Below are 20,050 nucleotides of genomic sequence, written 5' to 3'. Positions count from 1 at the left end.
GTTGTTTCATCGGGCGAGCAACGGGTCGATCGGCGTTGCGGCGACGCAGTTCATGCGCGCCGTCACGCGGTCGGTCTCCCCGCGAACGACGGCAGGCGCCAGCGCCACGCTCGGGGGCTCGGTCTTGCTCCACCACGAAACGGAAAGCCAAAATGTCGACGGCCTATGAGATAGACGAGCTGGCCTATTTGTCGCCACGAGACTTCGCGAATTCTTATGTCCGACCCGCCCGGCCCGTCGTGGTGCGTGGAGCATTGGACGCCTGTCCGGCGGCGAGGGATTGGACTCTCGAGTATCTTCGCAGGAACGCGGGCGCCTACAGCGCGTCGCTGAAGCGATGGATCGGCGGCGGAATCCGTGTCGAGCAAATGCCCATGAGCGACTATCTCGACGAGATCGATCGCTATGAAGACGCCAAAAATACAGGACGAGAGCAAGAGCCGCCTGCCTATCTTCACGATGTTCCATTGACGAGCGTGTTTTCGCGCGCCGCTCGCGACCTCGCGTCCTTTCCCCGCGACTTCTTCCCGTCCTGGTACGGCGCCGACTGGACGTCTTTCGCCCAGATGTTTCTCGGACCGACGGCGAGCGTCACGCCGCTGCACTTCGATTGCCTACTCACCCACAATCTCTTCTTCCAAGTGTGGGGCCGAAAGCGCTTTACGCTGTTGCCGTATCGAGAACTGCAGCGTTGCTATCCATACGACTGGCGTTGGTGCGAGGTCGATGTCGAAGATCCGGCCCATGATCGCTATCCGCTCTTTAGAGATGCGACACGCGCCGTCGTCGTGGTCGGTCCGGGCGACGTTCTCTATATGCCGCCAGGAACTCTGCACCACGTCAAAAGCCTCGACTGCGCGCTGTCGTTCAATGTGGATTGGCATACGAAAAGCAGCGCCATAAAGGGCGTGCTGGCTCTCGCTCGAGGGATGCCTATCGAGAACGTGTACTACAATGCGCTCGTCGCCCTCGGAATGTGGATGAACATTCCCGCTCGGCGCGTGCTGCCGTACTACAAGGCCTATCTCAATTATGTGTCATGACGGGCAAGGCCATTTCAAACTGTCCGGACATAACCGCAATGGTGCGAACATGTCATCGATTTTCGACAGCATCCGCGAGACGAACGCCCGATTTGGTTTCACCAATTTCGTAGATCTGCTGCGCGCGCGCGCGGCCGAACAGCCGACCAAGCCTGCCTATGTATTTTTGGAGGACGGCGAGCGCCAAGGCGCGCGTCTCTCCTTCGCGGATCTGGACCAGCGTGCCCGCGCCATAGCCCAGCATCTTGGCACTCTCGGCGTCGGCGGCGAACGCGCGCTGCTCCTGTATCCGCCGGGCCTCGCCTATATCGAGGCGTTTTTCGGTTGTCTGTACGCGGGCGTCGTGGCCGTGCCGGCCTATCCGCCGTCCGGGCGACATCTGCGGAGGCTGCAATCCATTGCGAAAGATGCGGCGCCTGCCGCCGTTCTGTCGATCGCGTCGCTGCGCGATCGATTCGAGATGGAAGCGCGCGACCGCCTGGCCTCGGGCCCGTCGCCTTGGATTGCCACCGACGAGATTGCCTCTGAGCGGGCAAGCGTTTGGAGTCCATTTACGCCCGACGCGGATCGGTTCGCATTCGTGCAATATACCTCCGGGTCGACCGGCGATCCGAAAGGCGTGATGGTCTCCCACGGCAATTTGACGAGCAATCAGCTGCTCATCGCCGAAAGCTTCGCCCATGACGGCAATTCCGACCTGGTCGGCTGGCTGCCGCTCTATCATGACATGGGGCTGATCGGGAACATTCTGCAACCGCTCTATGTCGGGGCGACGGCCTATCTGATGTCGCCGACGGCCTTCCTCGAAAAGCCGCTACGCTGGCTGAAGGCGATCTCGACCTTCAGGGCCCATACGAGCGGCGGCCCCAATTTCGCGTTCGATCTGTGCGTGAGCAAGATCAAGGAAGAGGATAAACGCGATTTGGATCTCAGCGGCTGGCGGATCGCGTTCAGCGGCGCAGAACCAGTGCGCGCCGCGACGCTAGAACGTTTTGCCGTCTCCTTCGTGAGCTGTGGCTTCCGTCAGGAAAGCTTTTTTCCATGTTACGGCCTCGCGGAGGCGACATTGGTCGTGACCGCGCCGAGGCGCGCCGGGGGCGTCGTCGCGATCGACGTCGATCGCGACGCCCTGGAAGCCCGGCGGGCCGCCCAGATTCGAAACGGCAAATCCGCTCGGCTGATCGGTTGCGGTCACGCATGGGAGGGTTACGACGTCCAGATCGTCGATCCGGACACGTCGAGGCCATGCGCTTCGAACGCGATCGGAGAAATCTGGGCGGCCGGCCCCGGCGTCGCGCAAGGATATTGGAACCGGCCGGAGGAAACGGCGCGCGTGTTTCAGGCGAAGATCGCGGGCGGCGACGGGCGTTCCTATTTACGCACCGGCGATCTCGGCTTCGTCGATGACGGGCAGATCTATATCACAGGCCGGCTGAAGGATCTCATCATCGTCGCCGGGCGCAATTTTCACCCTGAAGACATCGAGAATGCGATCGAGGAAAACGTCTCTGGGCTTCGGCGCGGCTCGACCGCCGCTTTCGCCGTGACGATCGAAGACGGAGAGCGGCTCGTGATTGTCGTCGAGCCGGACCGAGCGCTCTCGACGACGATCGGAAGCGGCGGCGAAAGAGAGATTCTTCGTCGGATTCGGGACTGCGTGGTCTACGACATCGGGATCGAACCAGCGGATATCGTCCTTGTGCAACCGGGATCGGTTCCGAAGACATCGAGCGGTAAAATTCGGCGGAGCGAATGTCGGCGCAGTTATCTCGGCGACGAGTTCAAAGCGCTCGGCCGCATGGAGCGCATGGCGTCGGTCGGCGGTGACTCGACGAGCGCGGCGGACGCCGACGACGCTCGTCATGTCGGCGCCTTCTTGCGACAGGCGTTCAACTATTTGGATCACGCCAAGAAGACGGAGCTTCTCGCGCGTTTCGTGATCTCGAACATTGCCCGATTGCTGAAGAGTTCCGAGAGCGATTTCAGCGTCGGGACCCGCATGTCCCGCGCCGGGCTGTCGTCGCTTCGCGCCGTTGAACTGAAGCATGCGCTCGATACGGCGCTCGGCGTCGAAACGCCGATCGAAATTTTCCTATCCGACATGACGATCGCCGAGGCCGCGGACTCGATCGCGGGATCGCTCGACGATGCTGCTATCGCCTCCGACGGCTCGCCCGGTCGGACGCCCGAGCCATGCGCGCCAATGTCTTTCAGTCAGCGCGCGATATGGACGGTTCACCAGATAGATGCGGCGAGCGAGGCATATAATCTCCATCTCGCCCTCGCAATCGACGGAGAGCTCGACTTCGAACGTCTGCGGGCGGCCGTGTCGCAGCTCATGGAGTCGCATTCGCAGCTCCGCACGATTTATCGCGCCGACGGCTCCGGTCAGGAAACGGTTTCTCTGGCCGCGCTCGGAGAATGGCTGCGCCGGGAGGATGCGGCCGCCTGGAGCGAGAGCGATTTGAACGCCGCGCTCACGCGCGAGGCTCGGCGCCGTTTCGATCTCGAAAAAGATGCGCCGCTGCGCATCGTTTCGTTCGATCGGGGCGTGAAAGGCTCGATTCTTTTCTTTGCCGCGCATCACATAGCCGTCGATCTCTGGTCGCTGCTGACTTTCGTATCGCAGCTCGACGCCGTTTATCGGACTGCTGCGCGCGACGTCGCGCACGGCGCCTATTCGGACGTTCTCCGCCGTGAGGCGCGCTATCTCGATTCCCCGGCGTCCGAAAGCGATTGGGCCTATTGGGCCGAGCAACTGGCTGGTCCGCTTCCGACGCTCGAGCTTCCCTCCGATTTTCGCCGTGCGTCGACGCCGGATCATCGGGGCGCGTCAGCGCCGATTCGGCTCGATGGCGAACTCGGCAGCAGGCTGAAGGCGCTCGCGAAGCAGGAGGGAGCCAGCCTGTTTTCCCTTCTGCTCGCCGCATATTTCGTCCTGCTCCACAGGCTTTCCGGGCAGACGGACATCGTGGTCGGAGCGCCGACCAGCGGCCGTTTGAGTTCCGAAGCAGAGAGTCTCGTGGGCAATTGCGTCAATCCGATCGCCTTGCGAACCCGGATTCGAGGCGACGATCGTTTTCGCGACCTTCTCGTCAGGACGCAGGCGCGCGTGAGAGGCGCTCTCGAGCATCAGCGTTTCCCGTTTCCGCTGATCGTCGAGCGCATCAAGCCGGAACGCCACGGCGATCAATGGCCGATCTACCAGACCTGGTTCGTCTTGCAAGAAGCGCAAAGCGGCGTGCCGGCCGATCTGGCGGCGCTCGCGCTCGGCGAAGAAGGAACAACGTTTTCCTTCTGCGGCCGATCCGCGAAATCTCTGAGCCTGCCCGAACGGACCGAAATATTCGACCTCAAAGTCATGGCCGCCGAGGTCGGGCGAGAGCTGCTCGTCTCCTTCCAATACAAGATGCAATTGTTCAGGTCCGAGACGATCGAGGGTTTCGCGCAATATTATCGGAGGCTGCTCGAGGATATCGTCTCTCGGCCCGAGCAGCGCGTCGACGGTCTCTCCATGCTGAGCGATGCGGAACGATTCCGGCTATTGGTCGATTGGAACGATACGACGGGCCCTTATCCCGATGAAAAGCTCATTCACGAGCTCTTCGAGGAGCAGGTCGCCAAATCTCCCGCCGCCGTCGCCCTGGAATTCGAGGACTGCTGTCTAAGCTACGCCGAACTCGACGCGCGAGCGACCGGGCTCGTGGGTCTGTTGCGCCGCCGGGGCGTCGGGCCGGACGTGGTCGTGGGAATATGCCTCGAGCGGTCGATCGAGATGGTCGTCTCGCTGCTCGCCGTCCTCAAGGCGGGAGGCGCCTATCTGCCGCTGGACCCCGACTATCCGCTGGAGCGTCTCGGCTATATGATCGACGATGCGTCTCCTCGTCTCGTCATCACGATAGAGCGGCTGTCGGCTCGCCTGCCGTCCGAGATCGATCTGCTGAAGCTCGATCAAGACGAGCATGAGATCGCGGCGGAGACCGCGGAGTCTCCGAGCGCGCGCGCGAACGCCGGAAATCTCGCCTATGTCATCTACACGTCGGGCTCCACGGGCAAGCCGAAAGGCGTCGGCGCGCCGCATCGCGGGGTGGTCAACCGCCTCTCCTGGATGCAAGGACGTTTCGAGCTGACCTCCGAGGATGCGGTTCTTCAGAAAACGCGCTTCGGGTTCGACGTCTCGGTTTGGGAGTTCTTTTGGCCTCTGCTCGTCGGCGCGCGGCTGATGCTCGCCGGGCCGGACGATCATCTCGACCCGGCCCGGCTGGCGGAGGTCATTCGACACAAGCGCGTGACGACTCTGCATTTCGTGCCGACGATGCTGCAGGCCTTCCTGAGCGTCGTCGATATGTCGACTCTGCCGTCGCTGCGTCGCGTGATTTGTAGCGGCGAGGAGCTTCCATCGTCGGCCGCGCGTCGCTTCTTCGAGGCGTCGCGCGTGGAGCTGCATAATCTGTATGGTCCGACGGAGGCGTCGATCGACGTCAGCGCCTTCGCATGCTCGCGAAGCGAGGAGTCCGAGGTCGTTCCGATCGGGCGTCCGATCGCGAATATCCAGCTCTATCTGCTCGATACGAATCTCGAACTGGCTCCGCGAGGAGTCGCGGCGGAGATATACATCGGCGGCGTCGGCCTCGCGCGCGGCTATCTCGGTAAGCCGGACCTCACTGCCGAAAGATTTGTTCCGAATCCGTTTTCTTCGAGCGGCGAGCGCCTGTATCGCACCGGCGATCTCGCGCGCTATCGCCGGGATGGGGAGATAGAGTTCCTCGGCCGCATCGACCGGCAGGTGAAGATCAGGGGCTTCCGGATAGAGCTCGGGGAAATCGAATCGGCTCTCTCACGCATCATGCGAGGAAGCGAGGCCGTCGTTCTCGCGCGGACGGACGCGTTCGGCTCGCGGCAGCTCGTCGCCTATGTCGTGACTGCAGCTGTTCTCGATGCGGGCGCGCTCGATGCGGCTCTCCGGCGAGACCTACCCGACTATATGATTCCGACGCAGTTCGTCCGCCTGGACGCCATGCCGCTGACGCCGAACGGCAAGATCGACCGAAAGGCGCTGCCCTCTCCCGATCCGGACGGCGCCCGGCGGCGTCCCCATGTTCCGCCGCAGACCCCGGTCGAAGAGCTCGTGTGCGACATTTTCGCGGACGTGCTCGGCATCGAAAGGATCGGGCGAGACGACAGCTTCTTCGAGCTCGGGGGCGATTCGATCCGCGCGATCCAAGTCACGAGCAGGTTGCGGCAGGCCGGATACGAGCTGACGCCGCGTCACCTGTTTCAGAGCCCGTCGGCAGGCTTGCTGGCTCCGCGGCTGCGCGCGCTGTCATCCGAGGCGTCCTCCGTCACCGCGGTCGAGCGGGCGCTCTCCGAGTTCGCCCGTCCATTCTCATTGGCGGAATTGGAGGCGGAGGAGATCGAGCGCATCAAACGCAGGCATGGAGACGTCGAGGACATCTATCCGTTGACGCCGATGCAGGAGGGCATGCTTTTCCACGCCCTCTCGCACAAAGGCGCCGGCCTCTATCACATGCAGGAGCGCTACGAGATCAACGGACCGCTCGATATCGATGATTTCGTCTCCGCATGGCGGAGCGTCGTCGAAGGTCATTCGAACTTGCGCACCTCCTTCATATCCGAGACCGGCGGTCGGGCGCATCAGATCGTGCATTGGCAGGCCTCTCTGCCCGTCGATGTCTTCGATTTCCGACCTCTGGCGTCGGATGAGCGGACGGCGCGCATCGACGAAATGTTGAGGCAGGAGCGCGCGGAAGGCTTCGACCTGGCTCGCGCGCCGCTGATGCGGATCAAGATCATCCGCGTCGGCGACGACCGTCATATCTGCGTGCGCAGCTTCCACCACATCATCATGGACGATTGGTGCACCTCGCCGCTGCTGCTCGACGTGCGCGCGCGCTACGCCGCGGCGCGGCGCGGGACGCCGGCAGCGGTCGCGCCCGCCAGTCAATTTCGAGACTACATCGCTTGGCTGCGGACGCGCAGTCCGGCGGCGGCCGAAAGCTTCTGGCGCGGGTATCTGGACGGCTTCTCGGAGCCGACGCCGCTGGTCGGGGCAAAGGCCACAGCCGGCGACGCCGCGGGCGCGGTCGACGACGTCATCGTCGAGCTTTCCCCCGAGCATTGCCGCCGGCTCGAGCAGCTCACGCGTCAAAACATGCTCACGGTGAACACTTATGTGCAAGGCGCCGTCGCATTGCTGCTCGCTCGGGTCGGCGGAGTCGACGAAGTCGTGTTCGGCGTGACCGTCGCGGGCCGTCCGACGGATCTTCCGGGCGCCGAATCGGCATTGGGCCTTTTCATCAACAGCCTGCCTCTGCGCGTGAGAATCCGCCCGGAGGAGCGCGTCGTCGATTGGCTGCGAGGGCTGCTGTCGGACAATCTCGAGATGCGGCAGCACGAATATGTTTCTCAATCCGCAATTCAGAGCTGGAGCTCCATTCCTCGTTCCGATTCGTTGCTGTTCCAGCATCTTCTCACCTTCGAGAATGCGCCGGTCGATCCGACCCTGCGCGAGGACAAGGACATCCTCGACATCGATCTTCAGCAATTGCGGGTCCACACTAATTATCCGCTCACTTTCGTCGCGATTCCCGGCGAGTCGTTGACGCTTCGTCTGACCTTTGATCGGGACGTCTTCGAAAGGCCCGTCATCGAGAGCATGGCGGCGCGCTTGAAGCATGGTCTCGAAGACCTGATCGACAAGACCGGCGGCCGCGTCGGCGAGGTGGACCTTCTCGACGAGGCGGAAGGGGCGACGGTTCGGTCGTTTTGGGCTGGAAGGCCGTGGGATTATGGGGAGCCTCTCGATGTCGCGTCCCGGTTCGAGGCGCAGGCGCGAACGTCCGGGGAGGCGATAGCGGCGTCCTGCGGCAGTGCGAGGCTCTCCTATCGCGCGCTCGACGAGCGCGCCAATCGCCTCGCCCACGCCCTCGTCGCCAGCGGCGTCGGTCCCGACGTCGTCGTCGCCCTGCTCGACGAACGCGGCCTCGATTTCCTGGTCGCGCTGCTCGCCGTCTTCAAGGCGGGAGGAGCCTATCTCCCCCTCGATCCGGCTCATCCCGACGGCCGCATCGCCAGCGTGCTGGAGGAGAGCCGGGCCGGTCTGCTGCTCGCCGGCTCCGCCCTGCGCGAGCGCGCCGACGACATCGTCCTCGGCCTCGCGGAGCCGCGTCCGAAAGTCCTCGACACGGCCGCGCTCGAAGCCGGAGAGAAAAGGACCGACGCGCCTCCCAGACGCCATGCGCCCGACAATCTCGCCTTCGTCATCTACACCTCGGGATCGACCGGAAAGCCCAAGGGCGCGATGGTCGAGCACCGCGGCATGTTCAACAATCTCGTCACCAAGATCCCGGCGCTCGGCCTCACGCCCGACGACGTCATCGCGCAGACCGCGTCGCAATGCTTCGACATTTCCGTGTGGCAGTTCCTGACCGCGCTGACGATCGGGGCCCGAGTCGAGATATTCCCCGACGCCGTCTCGCGCGATCCCCAGCGGCTCGCCGAAGAAATCGAGGGGCGGGGCGTCACCATCCTCGAGGCCGTGCCGTCCATGATCCGGGCGCTGCTCGACATTTCCGAGAGCGCAACGCCGCTCTGCGGGCTGCGCTGGCTCCTGCCCTGCGGCGAGGCCTTCTCGCCCGATCTGTGCCGGCGCTTCATGGCGCGCTATCCGCAGGTCCGGCTGCTCAACGCCTATGGGCCGGCCGAATGTTCCGACGACGTGACCTATCATCCGATCGAGAGCCCGCCGCAGGGCAATGATCTGAGCGTGCCGATCGGCCGGCCCGTCGACAATACGCGGATCTATCTCCTCGACCGCCGGCTCGAGCCGACGCCGATCGGCGCGCCGGGAGAGATCTGCGTCGGCGGCGCGCAGGTCGGGCGCGGTTATCTGCAGAGGCCCGATCTCACCGCGGCGTCGTTCGCGCCCGATCCTTTCGGTCCGGCCGGAACGCGGCTCTATCGGACCGGCGATCTCGGCCGCTATCGTCCCGACGGCGTCATCGAGTTTCTCGGGCGGGTCGACCACCAGGTGAAGATCCGCGGCCACAGGATCGAGCCGGGCGAGGTCGAGGCGCGCCTTTCCACCCATCCCCTCGTCCGGGCGGCGAGCGTCGTCGCTCGTCCGGCGGGAGCCGGCCTCTATCGGCTCGTCGCCTATGTGGTCGGACGCCTCGGCGACGTCGACGCCGACGAGCTGCGCCGGCATCTGCGCCAGACGCTGCCCGACTATATGATCCCGTCCGCCTTCGTCCCGCTCGACGCCTTGCCGCTCACGTCCAACGGCAAAGTCGACCGCAAGGCCTTGCCCGAGCCCGACCTCGGCGCCCAGATCGCACGCCGCTTCGTCGCCCCCAGAAACCAGACCGAGCACATCCTCGCCAAAATCTGGGCCGACGTCCTCCGCGTCCCAGATGTCGGCGTCCATGACAATTTCTTCGAGCTCGGCGGACATTCGCTGCTCGCGACCCGCATCGCCTCCCGAATCCGCACGTCTTTCCAGATGGAAATTCCGCTGCGCGCGCTGTTCGAAGCGCAGACCATCGCCGAAATGGCGGAGGCGGTGGATGCGAGCCGCGCCATGCGCGACGAAGTCGAGGAGAACTCGCCCGCTCCGCAAGACTATGAGGACATCGAGCTATGAGATTGCCCGAGCTCCTGCGCGAGCTGCAGCTCCGCGACATTCGCCTCTACGTTCAGGATATGCGGTTGCGTTGCAAGGCTCCGCGTGACGCGCTGACTCTCGATCTGCGCGCGGCGATCGACGCCTATAGCGACGAGCTTCGAGAATTGTTCGCTTCCACGACATCGGACTTTCCGAAGATCGAACGCGCCGATCGCACACAGCCGCTGCCGCTCTCTTTCGCGCAGCAGCGCCTCTGGTTCCTCGCTCAGCTCGACCCCCGCGCCGCCGTATACAACATACCGGTGACGCTGCGGCTGACCGGCAAGCTCGACGTGAGGAGCCTCGAGCGAAGCTTCGACGAAATTCTTCGGCGACACGAAATTCTACGCACTTGCTACAGTCTACGAGACCACTCTCCCGTCCAGCACATTTGCAAGGACGTCGTCATGCCCTTGCCGATCCGGGACCTCGGCGAGCTGGACGAAGCCGAATGCGAAAAGGCCGTGCGCCGCATCGCTCTCGAAGACTCGCACGAGCCGTTCGATCTCGCCACGGCTCCATTGATGCGCGCCCGCCTTCTCGTCCTGCCGGACCGATCCGGCGTTCCAGAACATATTCTGCTGATCGTCTTCCACCATATCGTGACCGACGATTGGTCGTCCGCGCTCTTCTTCAGAGAATTGGCTGCGATCTATACCGCCTCGGCGACAGGGCGGCCCGCGCCTCCGCCTGTGTCCCGGCTGCAATACGCCGATTTCGCCGTGGCGCAACGAAAGTGGCTGCAAGGCGCCGTGCTGGAGCGGCATTTGACCTATTGGCGAGGCAAGCTCGCCGGCAATACGCCGACCATCGCGCTACCAAGGCGCGGTAGACGACGCGAGACCCCAGGCCCGGGAGCGGAGCTCACTTTCGAGATTCCGCAATCCCTCCGCGAGGGCCTGCGCAGAGTCGGGCGCAGCCGCCGAGCGACGCAATTCGTCGTGATGCTCGCCTCTTTCTATGCGCTTCTCCATCGCTACTCCGGCCGACAGGACATCAGCGTCGGAACCGCCATCGCCAATCGGAATCGGATCGACGTCGAAGGGATGATGGGCTTCTTCGTCAATACGTTGGTTCTTCGCGCGGATCTCTCCGGAAACCCTCGCTTCGACGAGCTTCTCGCCCAGACGCAGACGATCACGTCTCAGGCGCAATCGCATCAGGATCTGCCCTTCGAACGGCTGGTCGAGGAGCTGCGCCCGCAGGCGCGGGACGCAGATCAGGCTCCGCTCTTCCAGATCATGTTCGTATTTCACAATATGGGATTCGAACAGCTCGCCATTCCGGATCTGCAAGTGAGCGCCGTGGACGGCGTCAAGCGCAGCGCGGTCTTCGAGCTGGTGCTGCATATCGCCGAAAGCGGCGACGATCTGTCCGGCTGGTTCGAATATGACCCAGCCGTCTTCGCTTCCGCGACGATCGAACGCATGGCGCGGAACTTTCTCGTGCTGCTCGAGGGCGCCGCCGCCGATCCGGACCGACGTCTCTCCGAGATGCCGCTTCTCGATGAAGCCGAGCGGCGCATTTTGCTCGATGAATGGAACGCGGTCACGGCGCTTCCCTTTGGCGAGCAACTCCTGCATCGGCTGTTCGAGCGCCAGGCCGTAAGGAGCCCGCGAGCGATCGCGATCGTGTGTAAGGGCGAGAAAGTCGCCTATGGCGAGCTCGACGCGCAGGCGAATCGACTCGCCCACGCGCTGCTGGAAAAGGGCGTCGCGCCCGAAACCCACGTCGGCCTCTTCATCGATCGAGGCGTCGACATGCTCGTCGGCGTCCTCGGCATCCTCAAGGCCGGAGCAGCCTATGTGCCCCTCGATCCCGGCTATCCGGCGGCGCGGATCGCCCATATGATCGATGACTCTCGCATCGGCCTGATCGTAACGCGCGAAGAGCTGCTCACCCATTTGCCCTCGGCCGATATCGTTTCGCTGTGCTTCGATCGAGATCGGTCGACGATCGCGAAGCAGAGCGCCGCCGCGCCTCGCACGGGCGGCGACGCCGATTGCGCCGCCTATGTCATCTATACGTCCGGATCGACCGGCAAGCCCAAGGGCGTCGTGATCAGCCATGCCAACGCCGTTCACTCCACTCGGGCGCGGAGCCTGTATTATCCGGAGGAGCCGCGCGGATTCCTGCTCCTCTCGTCCTTCGCCTTCGACAGCTCGATCGCTGGACTCTTCTGGACCCTCGCCGAAGGCGGGACATTGTGCATCCCCGAGCCAGGCTTCGAGCACGATCCCGCGCGGCTCGGCGAGCTGATCGTCCGCCACGGCCTTTCGCATCTTCTGTGCCTGCCGTCCGTCTATCGTCTTCTACTCGATCAGGCGGAGGTCGCCCGCGCCCCGTCGTTGCGAGCCGTCATCGTCGCCGGCGAGGCATGCGCGCCGGAGATCGTGTCGCGTCACTACGCGCGGCTTCCCGCCGTCACGCTCTACAATGAATATGGTCCGACCGAGGCTACCGTATGGAGCACGGTCCAGCGGGTGCGCCCCGAGCCGATCGTTCCGATCGGACGCCCGATCGCCGGCGTGCGCATCTATCTGCTCGATCAATGGCTCGAACCCGTTCCGATCGGCGTCGACGGGGAGGTGTTCATCGGCGGCGCGGGAGTCGGACGCGGCTATCTGAACCACGCCGGTCCGACAGCCGAGCGCTTCGCGCCGGATCCTTTCAGCGACAGGGGCGAAAGGCTCTATCGCACCGGCGATCTCGCTCGATACCGAGAGGATGGGACGATCGAGTTTCTCGGACGGGTCGATCATCAGGTGAAGATCCGCGGCTTTCGCATAGAGCTCGGAGAAATCGAAGCCGTTCTGTCGGCGCTTTCGAGCGTGCGTGAGGCCGTCGTGACGGCCTGCAGCGACGAGCGTGGAGAGATGCGGCTCGTCGCTCATCTCGTTCCGACGCGCGAACCGGAGTTCGACGAGGACGTTTCGCGCAGCGAACTGCGTCGATCTCTGCCGGATCATATGATTCCTTCGGCCTTCGTGAGACTCGCCGCCCTGCCGCTGTCGGCCAATGGCAAGATCGATCGAAGCGCTCTGCCCACTCCGGACTTCGGCGCGCGACACGCGCAAGCGGCCTATGTGGCGCCGCGCACATCCACGGAAAGACGGCTCTGCGACATCTGGGCGAGCGTATTGGGCCTCCCGCACATCGGCGTAGACGATGATTTCTTCGAGCTCGGGGGGCATTCACTGCTGGCGACACAGGCGGTGTCGCGAACGAGGGCGGCCTTCGGCGTCGATCTTCCGCTGCGCAGCCTGTTCGATCGCCCGACCGTGGCGGCGCTGGCGCCGCTTCTGGACAGGCTGCGTTCATCGTCCGGCTCCGCCCCCTCGCCGGCGGCGCGCGAGGGCTCGCTCCCATTGTCCTTCGCGCAACAAAGACTCTGGTTTCTCGACCAGCTCCTGCCCGGCGACAGCGCCTACTGCATACCCGCCGCTATTCGCCTGACCGGCCGGCTCGACACAGCCGCGCTCGAAGACGGGCTGCGCCGATTGGCGCACAGGCATGAAATCTTGCGCACCACCTTTTCGGACGACGGGGACCAACCGGCGCAAATCGTCGCTTTGGACTTCGATTTGTCCTTTTTCCAGGTCGACCTTTCGGCGCTCGCCCCCGACGAGCGGGAAGCGGAGATGCGGCGCCTCGTGGAAGCGGAAGCCCATAGACCCTTCGATCTGGCCCGGGGGCCGTTGCTGCGCGCGACGCTGCTCGCGCTCGGCGAGCGCGAGCACGTCCTCGCGGTCATGCTTCATCACATTGTTTCGGACGGCTGGTCTACCGACGTTCTCATTCGAGATTTCACGGCCTTCTATACCGCTTTCCGGCGCGAGCTTCCGGCAGATCTGCCGTCATTGCCGATCCAATACGCCGATTTTTCGGTCTGGCAGCGCCGGCGCCTGCGCGATGGGGAATTCGAGAGTCAGATTGGCTACTGGCGGCGGAAGCTCGAGGGGGCGCCGCTGCGATCGAAGCTGCCGACCGATCGTGCGCGTCCGCCGATTCAGCGTCATCGAGGCGCGACCCTCACATTCGAGACTCCTGCGGCCATAGCGAATGGATTACGAACAGTCGGGCGAAACGCCGGAGCGACTCTCTTCATGGTCTTGCTGGCGGCCTTCAAGGTCTTGCTGATGCGCCATTCCGGCCAGCGGGATATTTGCGTCGGCACGTTGATCGCCAACCGCACATGCCCGGACGTCGAGAATTTGATCGGGTTTTTCGCCAACATTCTCGTTTTGCGCACGGCTCTCGACGGCGACCCCACCTTTCACGAACTTCTGGGCCGCGTTCGCGAGACCTCGCTCGAGGCCCAAGAGAACCAGGACGTTCCTTTCGAGAAGGTCGTCGAAGAGGTCGATCCGCCGCGCGATCCGAGCCGCAATCCGCTGGTCCAGGTCCTGTTCGTCCTGCAGAATGCGCCGCTGAGGGCGATGGAGCTGCCCGAACTGACGGTCGAAGCTCTCGACGTGCGCACGCGCGCCGCGCGCTTCGATTTGACGCTGGCCAAGGTCGAGCGTGGATCTACGCTCGTCGCGGAGTGGGAATACGACAGCGATCTGTTCGACGCCGAGACGGCTCGGCGGATGCTGACCGACTACTCGGCGCTGCTCGAAATCGTCGCGGCGGATCCGGGGAAACGCCTTTCTCAACTGCTGCTTCCCTCCGGCGCCCAAGGCCACGGCGCGGAAATCGCCGAGATGGCGCCATCGCGCCCTTCCGCGCCGGCGCCGCATGTCGCTCCTCGCAACCCGATCGAGCAGAAAGTGGCGAATTTGTACAAGCAGCTCCTCGGGGCCGACGAGGTGAGCGTCCACGATGATTTTTTTGAAATCGGCGGACATTCGCTGCTCGCCGCCACGCTGGCGCGCCGCATGAGAGACGATCTCGGCGTCGATGTCCCGCTCATGGGCGTCTTCCAGGCTCCGAGCGTCGCTCGGCTCGCGGAGCTGGTCGAAAATCTCCGTCGCGGCGGCGAGCGTCCTACGATCGCGCGCATTGCGCCGATCGAGGCAGAGCGGCGCGAAAGCCTGTGGTCGATCTGAGCTCGCGAGGCGCTCCCATGTCGAATGTGATATTCTTCATCCTGCATGAGGTCGGCTCGTTGAACGCCAGCTTCCGGCTGGCGAATGATTTGAAGGCGCGCGCGCATCGCGTGACTTATGTCGGGGTCGCCGATTCACGGGAGCTGGTCGAGGCGAACGGATTTGCGTTCGTCACGCTGTTTCAAGAGCATTTCCCTAAAGGCAGCGTCGGAGAGCTGACCAATCAGGGCGTTCTTCGACAAGGCCTCGCCCATCTGCTCTGGGCGCCGCGCAGACATTTGGTCTTTCGGCGCTTCGTCGATTATCTGCTCGCGGGCGGCGACGAGGAGTTTTTCTCGGCGTTGGGCGAGCTGCGGCCCGACATCATCCTCTTCTCGGGCGGCCCCTACATCGAATGGCCCGCGCTGATGGCGCAGTCGCGCGGAATCCAGAGCGCCTACTTCTGCTCCACCCTCGCGCCTCGCGACGGAACCGGTCTCCCTCCGATGTCGTCCGCGATCATACCTCGGCGGCGCGAGTCGCTGTGGAGCGCCGCCCGCATCTGGGTGGCTTGGAAACGGATCGAATGGCGAAAACGGCTGCTGTTTTTCGGTCATGACCGACTGACGAGGCGCGTCGCGGCGAAATATGGACTCGTGGCGTTTCGGCGAAAGACGGCATATCCGAGGGAGCTTGCGGTTTCCCTGACCGAGATCGTCCCCTTTCCCTCCTGCTTCGACTTTCCGTCGTCGCCGCTTCCCGATCAGCACTATATAGGCGCGTCGATCGGACTCGAACGCCGCGAGGTCGCGTTTCCTTGGCGCTTGCTCGACGCCGACAAGCCGCTCGTCTATTGCGCTCTCGGAACCTACTTGTGGCGCTCTCCGGAAATCTATCGGCGCTTCTATCGAGCGATGCTCGACGCCGCCGAGACGACGCCCGAATGGCAGTGGGTGCTGGCGACCGGAGGCGCGGCCAGCCTGGAGGAGCTCGGCGCGATTCCGGCGAATGCGGTCGTGGTCGCACATGCGCCGCAGATCGCCCTGCTGAAGCGCGCGAGCGTCATGGTCAGCCATGGCGGCGCGAACACGGTCAAGGAATGCATATTTCTCGGCGTTCCCATGGTGATATTTCCCCTCGGGGGAGATCATCCCGGCATTGCCGCGCGCGCGACATATCACGGCGTGGCGACGAATGGCGGAGAGCTCGCCGACGTCGACGGCGCGAGATTGAAGTCTCTCGTCGAGGCGACGATGAACAACCCCTATATCGGCGTGCAGCTCGCAATCATGCAGGCGCGCTTCGCAGAAGAAGAGGCGGAGGGGAGGGGAGTGACGCTCCTCGAATCCATTTTGCGTTCGCAGGGACGCTCCTCTGCCGAAGAGAGCGCGCCGGCGGACGCGCCTTCCGGGCGCGACACGAAGTTAGCGACGCCGGCCTGACCATTCGTGAACATCGCAGATCCGTTTCGTCGAGACGAACCCGAGCCATTGGGCATTTCGACAGCGGCTCTGGCCGAGAAGCGTCGAGGGAGGCGCATGGCCGAGAAGACAATTCGAGAACATGCGCGACCTGTGCGCGGCTGGAGCCTTTGGGGTCTCTTCGCAGCCTCCAAGCGCGCCTTGGCGGTTTCGGTCGCCGCCGGGACGATCGCGGGCGCCAGCAGCATGTGGCTGCTCGCGTTCATCACCCATGCGCTCGAGGGCGGCAGGGGCGATCTGTCGGAGACAGCCACGGCGTTTTTCGCGCTTTGCTTCGTTTCCTTGGGGTCGAGCCTCGTCTCCATCATGCTGCTGTCCCGAATCGCCCAGGACAATCTCTTCAATCTGCGTCTGTGGCTCACTCGCCGTATTCTGGCCGCGCCTCTCCGAGAGGCGCAGACGCTGGGCGAGCATCGTTTGATGGCGGCTCTGACCAGCGACGTCGACAGTGTCGTCAATGCTCAAGAGATTCTGCCGGCCTTGTTGATCGAAGGCTCCAAGATCGTCGCTGTCTTCGCGTATCTCTGGACACTATCCGCGGAACTCTTCGCTTTCGTATCGGTGTTCATAGCTGCGAGCTTTATCGCGGTTCGAGCGCCGCAGACCTGGGGTTGGCGATGGCTCGAACGCGCGCGGTCGACCGAGAACACGATTTTTCGCCATTTCCGCGCGGTCACGGAAGGGGGCAAGGAGCTGAAAATGAACGCTCGCCGCAGGCGGGCGTTTCTCGAGGAGGACCTGCGCGGCGCCGCCAGCGCGCTCAAGACCCAGCGATCGAGGGCGCAGGGAATCTTCATCTTCGTCGAACGCGCGGCCGAGGCGCTGCTCTATCTGCTCATCGGCCTCATCCTTTTCGTCGTCCCTGGCATTCATGGACTTTCTCCCGAGGCTTCGACAGGTTTCGCGGTGGCCATGCTCTATCTCGGCGGCCCGCTGTCGTTCATAGGGGGCTGGCTCCCCAAGCTCGGCCGCGGCGCCGCCGCCTTGCGCAACATCGAGGCGATGGGACTGAAGCTCACGAACGATACGCATGACACCGAGGAAGGGTCGCGAGCGCTCTCGCAGCTCCGCCCCGGCGCTTTGGAGCTCGTCGGAGTGACCTATCGATACAATAACGAGAGCGACGACGCCGATTATCTGATCGGCCCCATCAGCCTTCATATCCGGCCCGGCGAAATCGTTTTCCTCACCGGCGGGAATGGAAGCGGCAAGACGACCTTGGCCCTGTTGATGCTCGGCCTGATCATCCCGGAAGCAGGCGAGCTGCGCCTCGGCGGACAGCGTGTGTGCGACGAGAATCGAGAGGCCTACAGACAGAACTTCTCGGCGGTTTTCGCCGACGCCTATGTCTTCGACCCACTGCTCGGCTACGGCGGGCCTGCGGCGCAGGCGCGCGCCGAGCAATTGCTGACGCTGTTGGAGCTCGACGGCAAGCTTCGCATCGAGCAGGGGCGGTTCTCCACGACCGCTCTATCGCGAGGCCAGCGCAAGAGGTTGGCGTTGCTGACCGCCTATGTCGAGGATCGGCCCTTTTACCTGTTCGACGAATGGGCCGCCGAACAAGATCCGCAATTCCGCGACCTATTCTATCGACGGCTCCTGCCCGATCTCAAGTCGTGCGGCAAGACGGTCGTGGTCATCACCCATGACGACCGCTATTTTCATGTGGCCGATCATGTCATTCGCATGAACGCCGGCCGGATCGATGGCCCGTTGTCGAGCGAACTCGAATTCCAACCCTCGTTCGGACAGAGACGCGAACATGCGTAGAGCGCTGAGCCTTGCGGGCTGCGTGGCCATCATCGCGCTGGCGGCGGCGGCCGGCGCCGTATATGGCCTCTTGCGTCTTCCCCTGCACAGCGACAGCGGCCCCCGCGCCATTCCCGGCTTGCGCGGCGCCGTCGAGGTGACCTTCGACGCGATCGGCGAGCCTCACATCACGGCGGGAAACCGTGAAGACGCCTATGCCGCATTGGGTTACGCGACGGCCCGCGACCGCCTTTTCCAAATGGATCTCATGCGCCGCAAGACGGGGGGACGGCTGGCCGAGCTGTTCGGCGAGGCGCTCGTGAAAGAGGACAAGTGGAGCCGTGTGATGGGCTTCGAGCAGCTGGCGCGCGAGATTTTGCGACAGCTTCCCCCAGGACAGCAGGCCGTGCTGACCTCTTATGCCGCCGGCGTCAATCAGGCGATGAAGGACGCGCCGGCATGGCCGTGGGAGTTTATCGTTCTCGGCTATGCGCCGGAGCCGTGGCGTCGTGAAGACAGCATACTGGTGGCGCTCGGCCTCGCGGATCTCTCCTATTCGGTGGATCAGGAGCGCACGGCGAGCGTCATGCGGGCGGCTCTTCCGCCTTCCGTCGTCGAATTCCTCACGCCCGAGAGCGACTGCTACAACGAATCGCTCGCGCCGCGCGGGCCCGAACGCTGCGTGTCGGATACGCTTCCTGCGCGCGAGCTCGAGCTGCTGCTTCGCGGACACGAACGAGCGGAGCGCGACGTCGCGCTCATTCGTGGAAGGCGCGCGCCGCAAGGCTCCAACGGTTGGGTCGTCGGCCCGAGCAAGACGCGGGACGGGCGCGCGATACTCGCCAATGACATGCACCTGTCGCTCGGCCTACCCAATATCTGGTACCGGGCCGACCTCGCCTATGGGCCGTCGCGCATAGAAGGTTTGACCTTGCCCGGATTGCCTTTGGTGATCGCCGGCGCGAACGGGCGTGTCGCGTGGGGTTTGACGAGCGTCGAAGGCGATTTCGCCGATCTCGTCCGCTTGCGTCCGGACGCTGACGATTCGTCGAAATATCGAACGCCTGACGGCGCGCGCGAATTCTCTGCTCGTCTCGAGCGCGTTCGAGTGCGCGGCGCCGGGGACATCGAACTGCGCGTCGAGGAAACGGTCTGGGGTCCGGTTCTCCCGCAGCCTCTTCTGGGAGACAAGGTCGCTCTTCGTTGGACGATGCTCGATCCGACGGCGACCAATCTCGCCTTGATCGACATGGATCGCGTCGCGACGGTGAATGAGGCTCTGCCCGTTCTGCGCAGCGCGGGCGTTCCGCCGCTCAACGCCTTGCTCGCGGACAGCTCGGGCTCGATCGCTTGGACGTTCATGGGCAAATTTCCGAAACGGAGGGGCCTCGTCGGGCTGTTTTCAGAGTTCTGGGATGACGGACGCGTGGGTTGGGACGACTATTATTCACCGCAAGAACTGCCGAGCGTCATCGATCCGGCGTCGGGCTTCATCGTCAACGCCAACCATCGAATGTTGGCGGCGGCCGATTTCGCTGCGAAGATCGGCCACGACTATTCCGGCGGCTTTCGCGCCTGGCGGATCAGCCAGAAGCTGCGCGGGATGTCGCGCGTCGACGAAAGAGACATGGCGGAGCTCCAGCTCGACACCACGACGGAATTTTACGATTACTATCGAAAAGCCGCGCGCCGCAGCTTGGAAGCGACGAAGGGGGAAGGGGTGGAAGAAACCGCCGCCCTGATCCGAGCTCTCGAGGCGTGGGACGGGCGCGCCGAGGCGCAGAGCTTCGGCCTGCCGCTTCTCGTCGAATTCCGCAAAGCGCTGATCGAGGCGCTGCTGTCGCCCATTCTCGCCCGCTGCCGCGCGCTGGACCGTGACTTCGCCTATGATTGGGCGAATGTGGACGAGCCCATTCGGCAAATCATCGAAAGCGGCCGGCCGGAATTGCTGCCGGAGCTCGACGCCCACGACTGGAGCCATTTCTTGCAGGGGAATCGGGTGAAGGATTTCAGGCGGCGACGAGACTTGCGAGGAAGTCGTCGTCCCAGGCGGCGGTCATGCGC

General features: G+C 63.9%; 6 protein-coding genes. All 6 read left to right on the top strand.

The genetic code is table 11. From position 1 onward, the window contains the following. Positions 1-152 precede the first annotated feature (152 nt). The gene (locus Mspo_RS17025; RefSeq protein WP_159731835.1) at positions 153-1,043 is read left to right on the top strand and encodes a cupin-like domain-containing protein; all 891 of its coding nucleotides are present in this window, start codon (positions 153-155) and stop codon (positions 1,041-1,043) included. After that, a complete protein-coding gene (locus Mspo_RS17020; protein WP_306344973.1) occupies positions 1,033-9,705 on the top strand; it encodes a non-ribosomal peptide synthetase in 8,673 nt (2,890 codons plus the stop codon). Before Mspo_RS17025 ends, Mspo_RS17020 begins: the two co-directional genes overlap by 11 nt. Then, a complete protein-coding gene (locus Mspo_RS17015) occupies positions 9,702-14,777 on the top strand; it encodes a non-ribosomal peptide synthetase (RefSeq protein ID WP_159731831.1) in 5,076 nt (1,691 codons plus the stop codon). Before Mspo_RS17020 ends, Mspo_RS17015 begins: the two co-directional genes overlap by 4 nt. Before the next feature lie 17 nt (positions 14,778-14,794). Beyond that, complete coding sequence (locus Mspo_RS17010; RefSeq protein WP_159731829.1) at positions 14,795-16,198, top strand: nucleotide disphospho-sugar-binding domain-containing protein; 1,404 nt, start codon at positions 14,795-14,797, stop codon at positions 16,196-16,198. 96 nt (positions 16,199-16,294) lie between these two features. After that, complete coding sequence (locus Mspo_RS17005; protein WP_159731827.1) at positions 16,295-18,007, top strand: cyclic peptide export ABC transporter; 1,713 nt, start codon at positions 16,295-16,297, stop codon at positions 18,005-18,007. Then, on the top strand, positions 18,000-20,050 hold a 2,051-nt coding region (locus tag Mspo_RS17000; protein ID WP_159731825.1), incomplete at its 3' end, for a penicillin acylase family protein. The genes Mspo_RS17005 and Mspo_RS17000, both read left to right, overlap by 8 nt.

This window comes from Methylosinus sp. Ce-a6 (assembly GCF_009811655.1).
Taxonomy (GTDB): Bacteria; Pseudomonadota; Alphaproteobacteria; order Rhizobiales; family Beijerinckiaceae; genus Methylosinus.
Note: the sequence above shows the minus strand (reverse complement) of the source record. Positions and strands in the feature narration are given on the sequence as shown.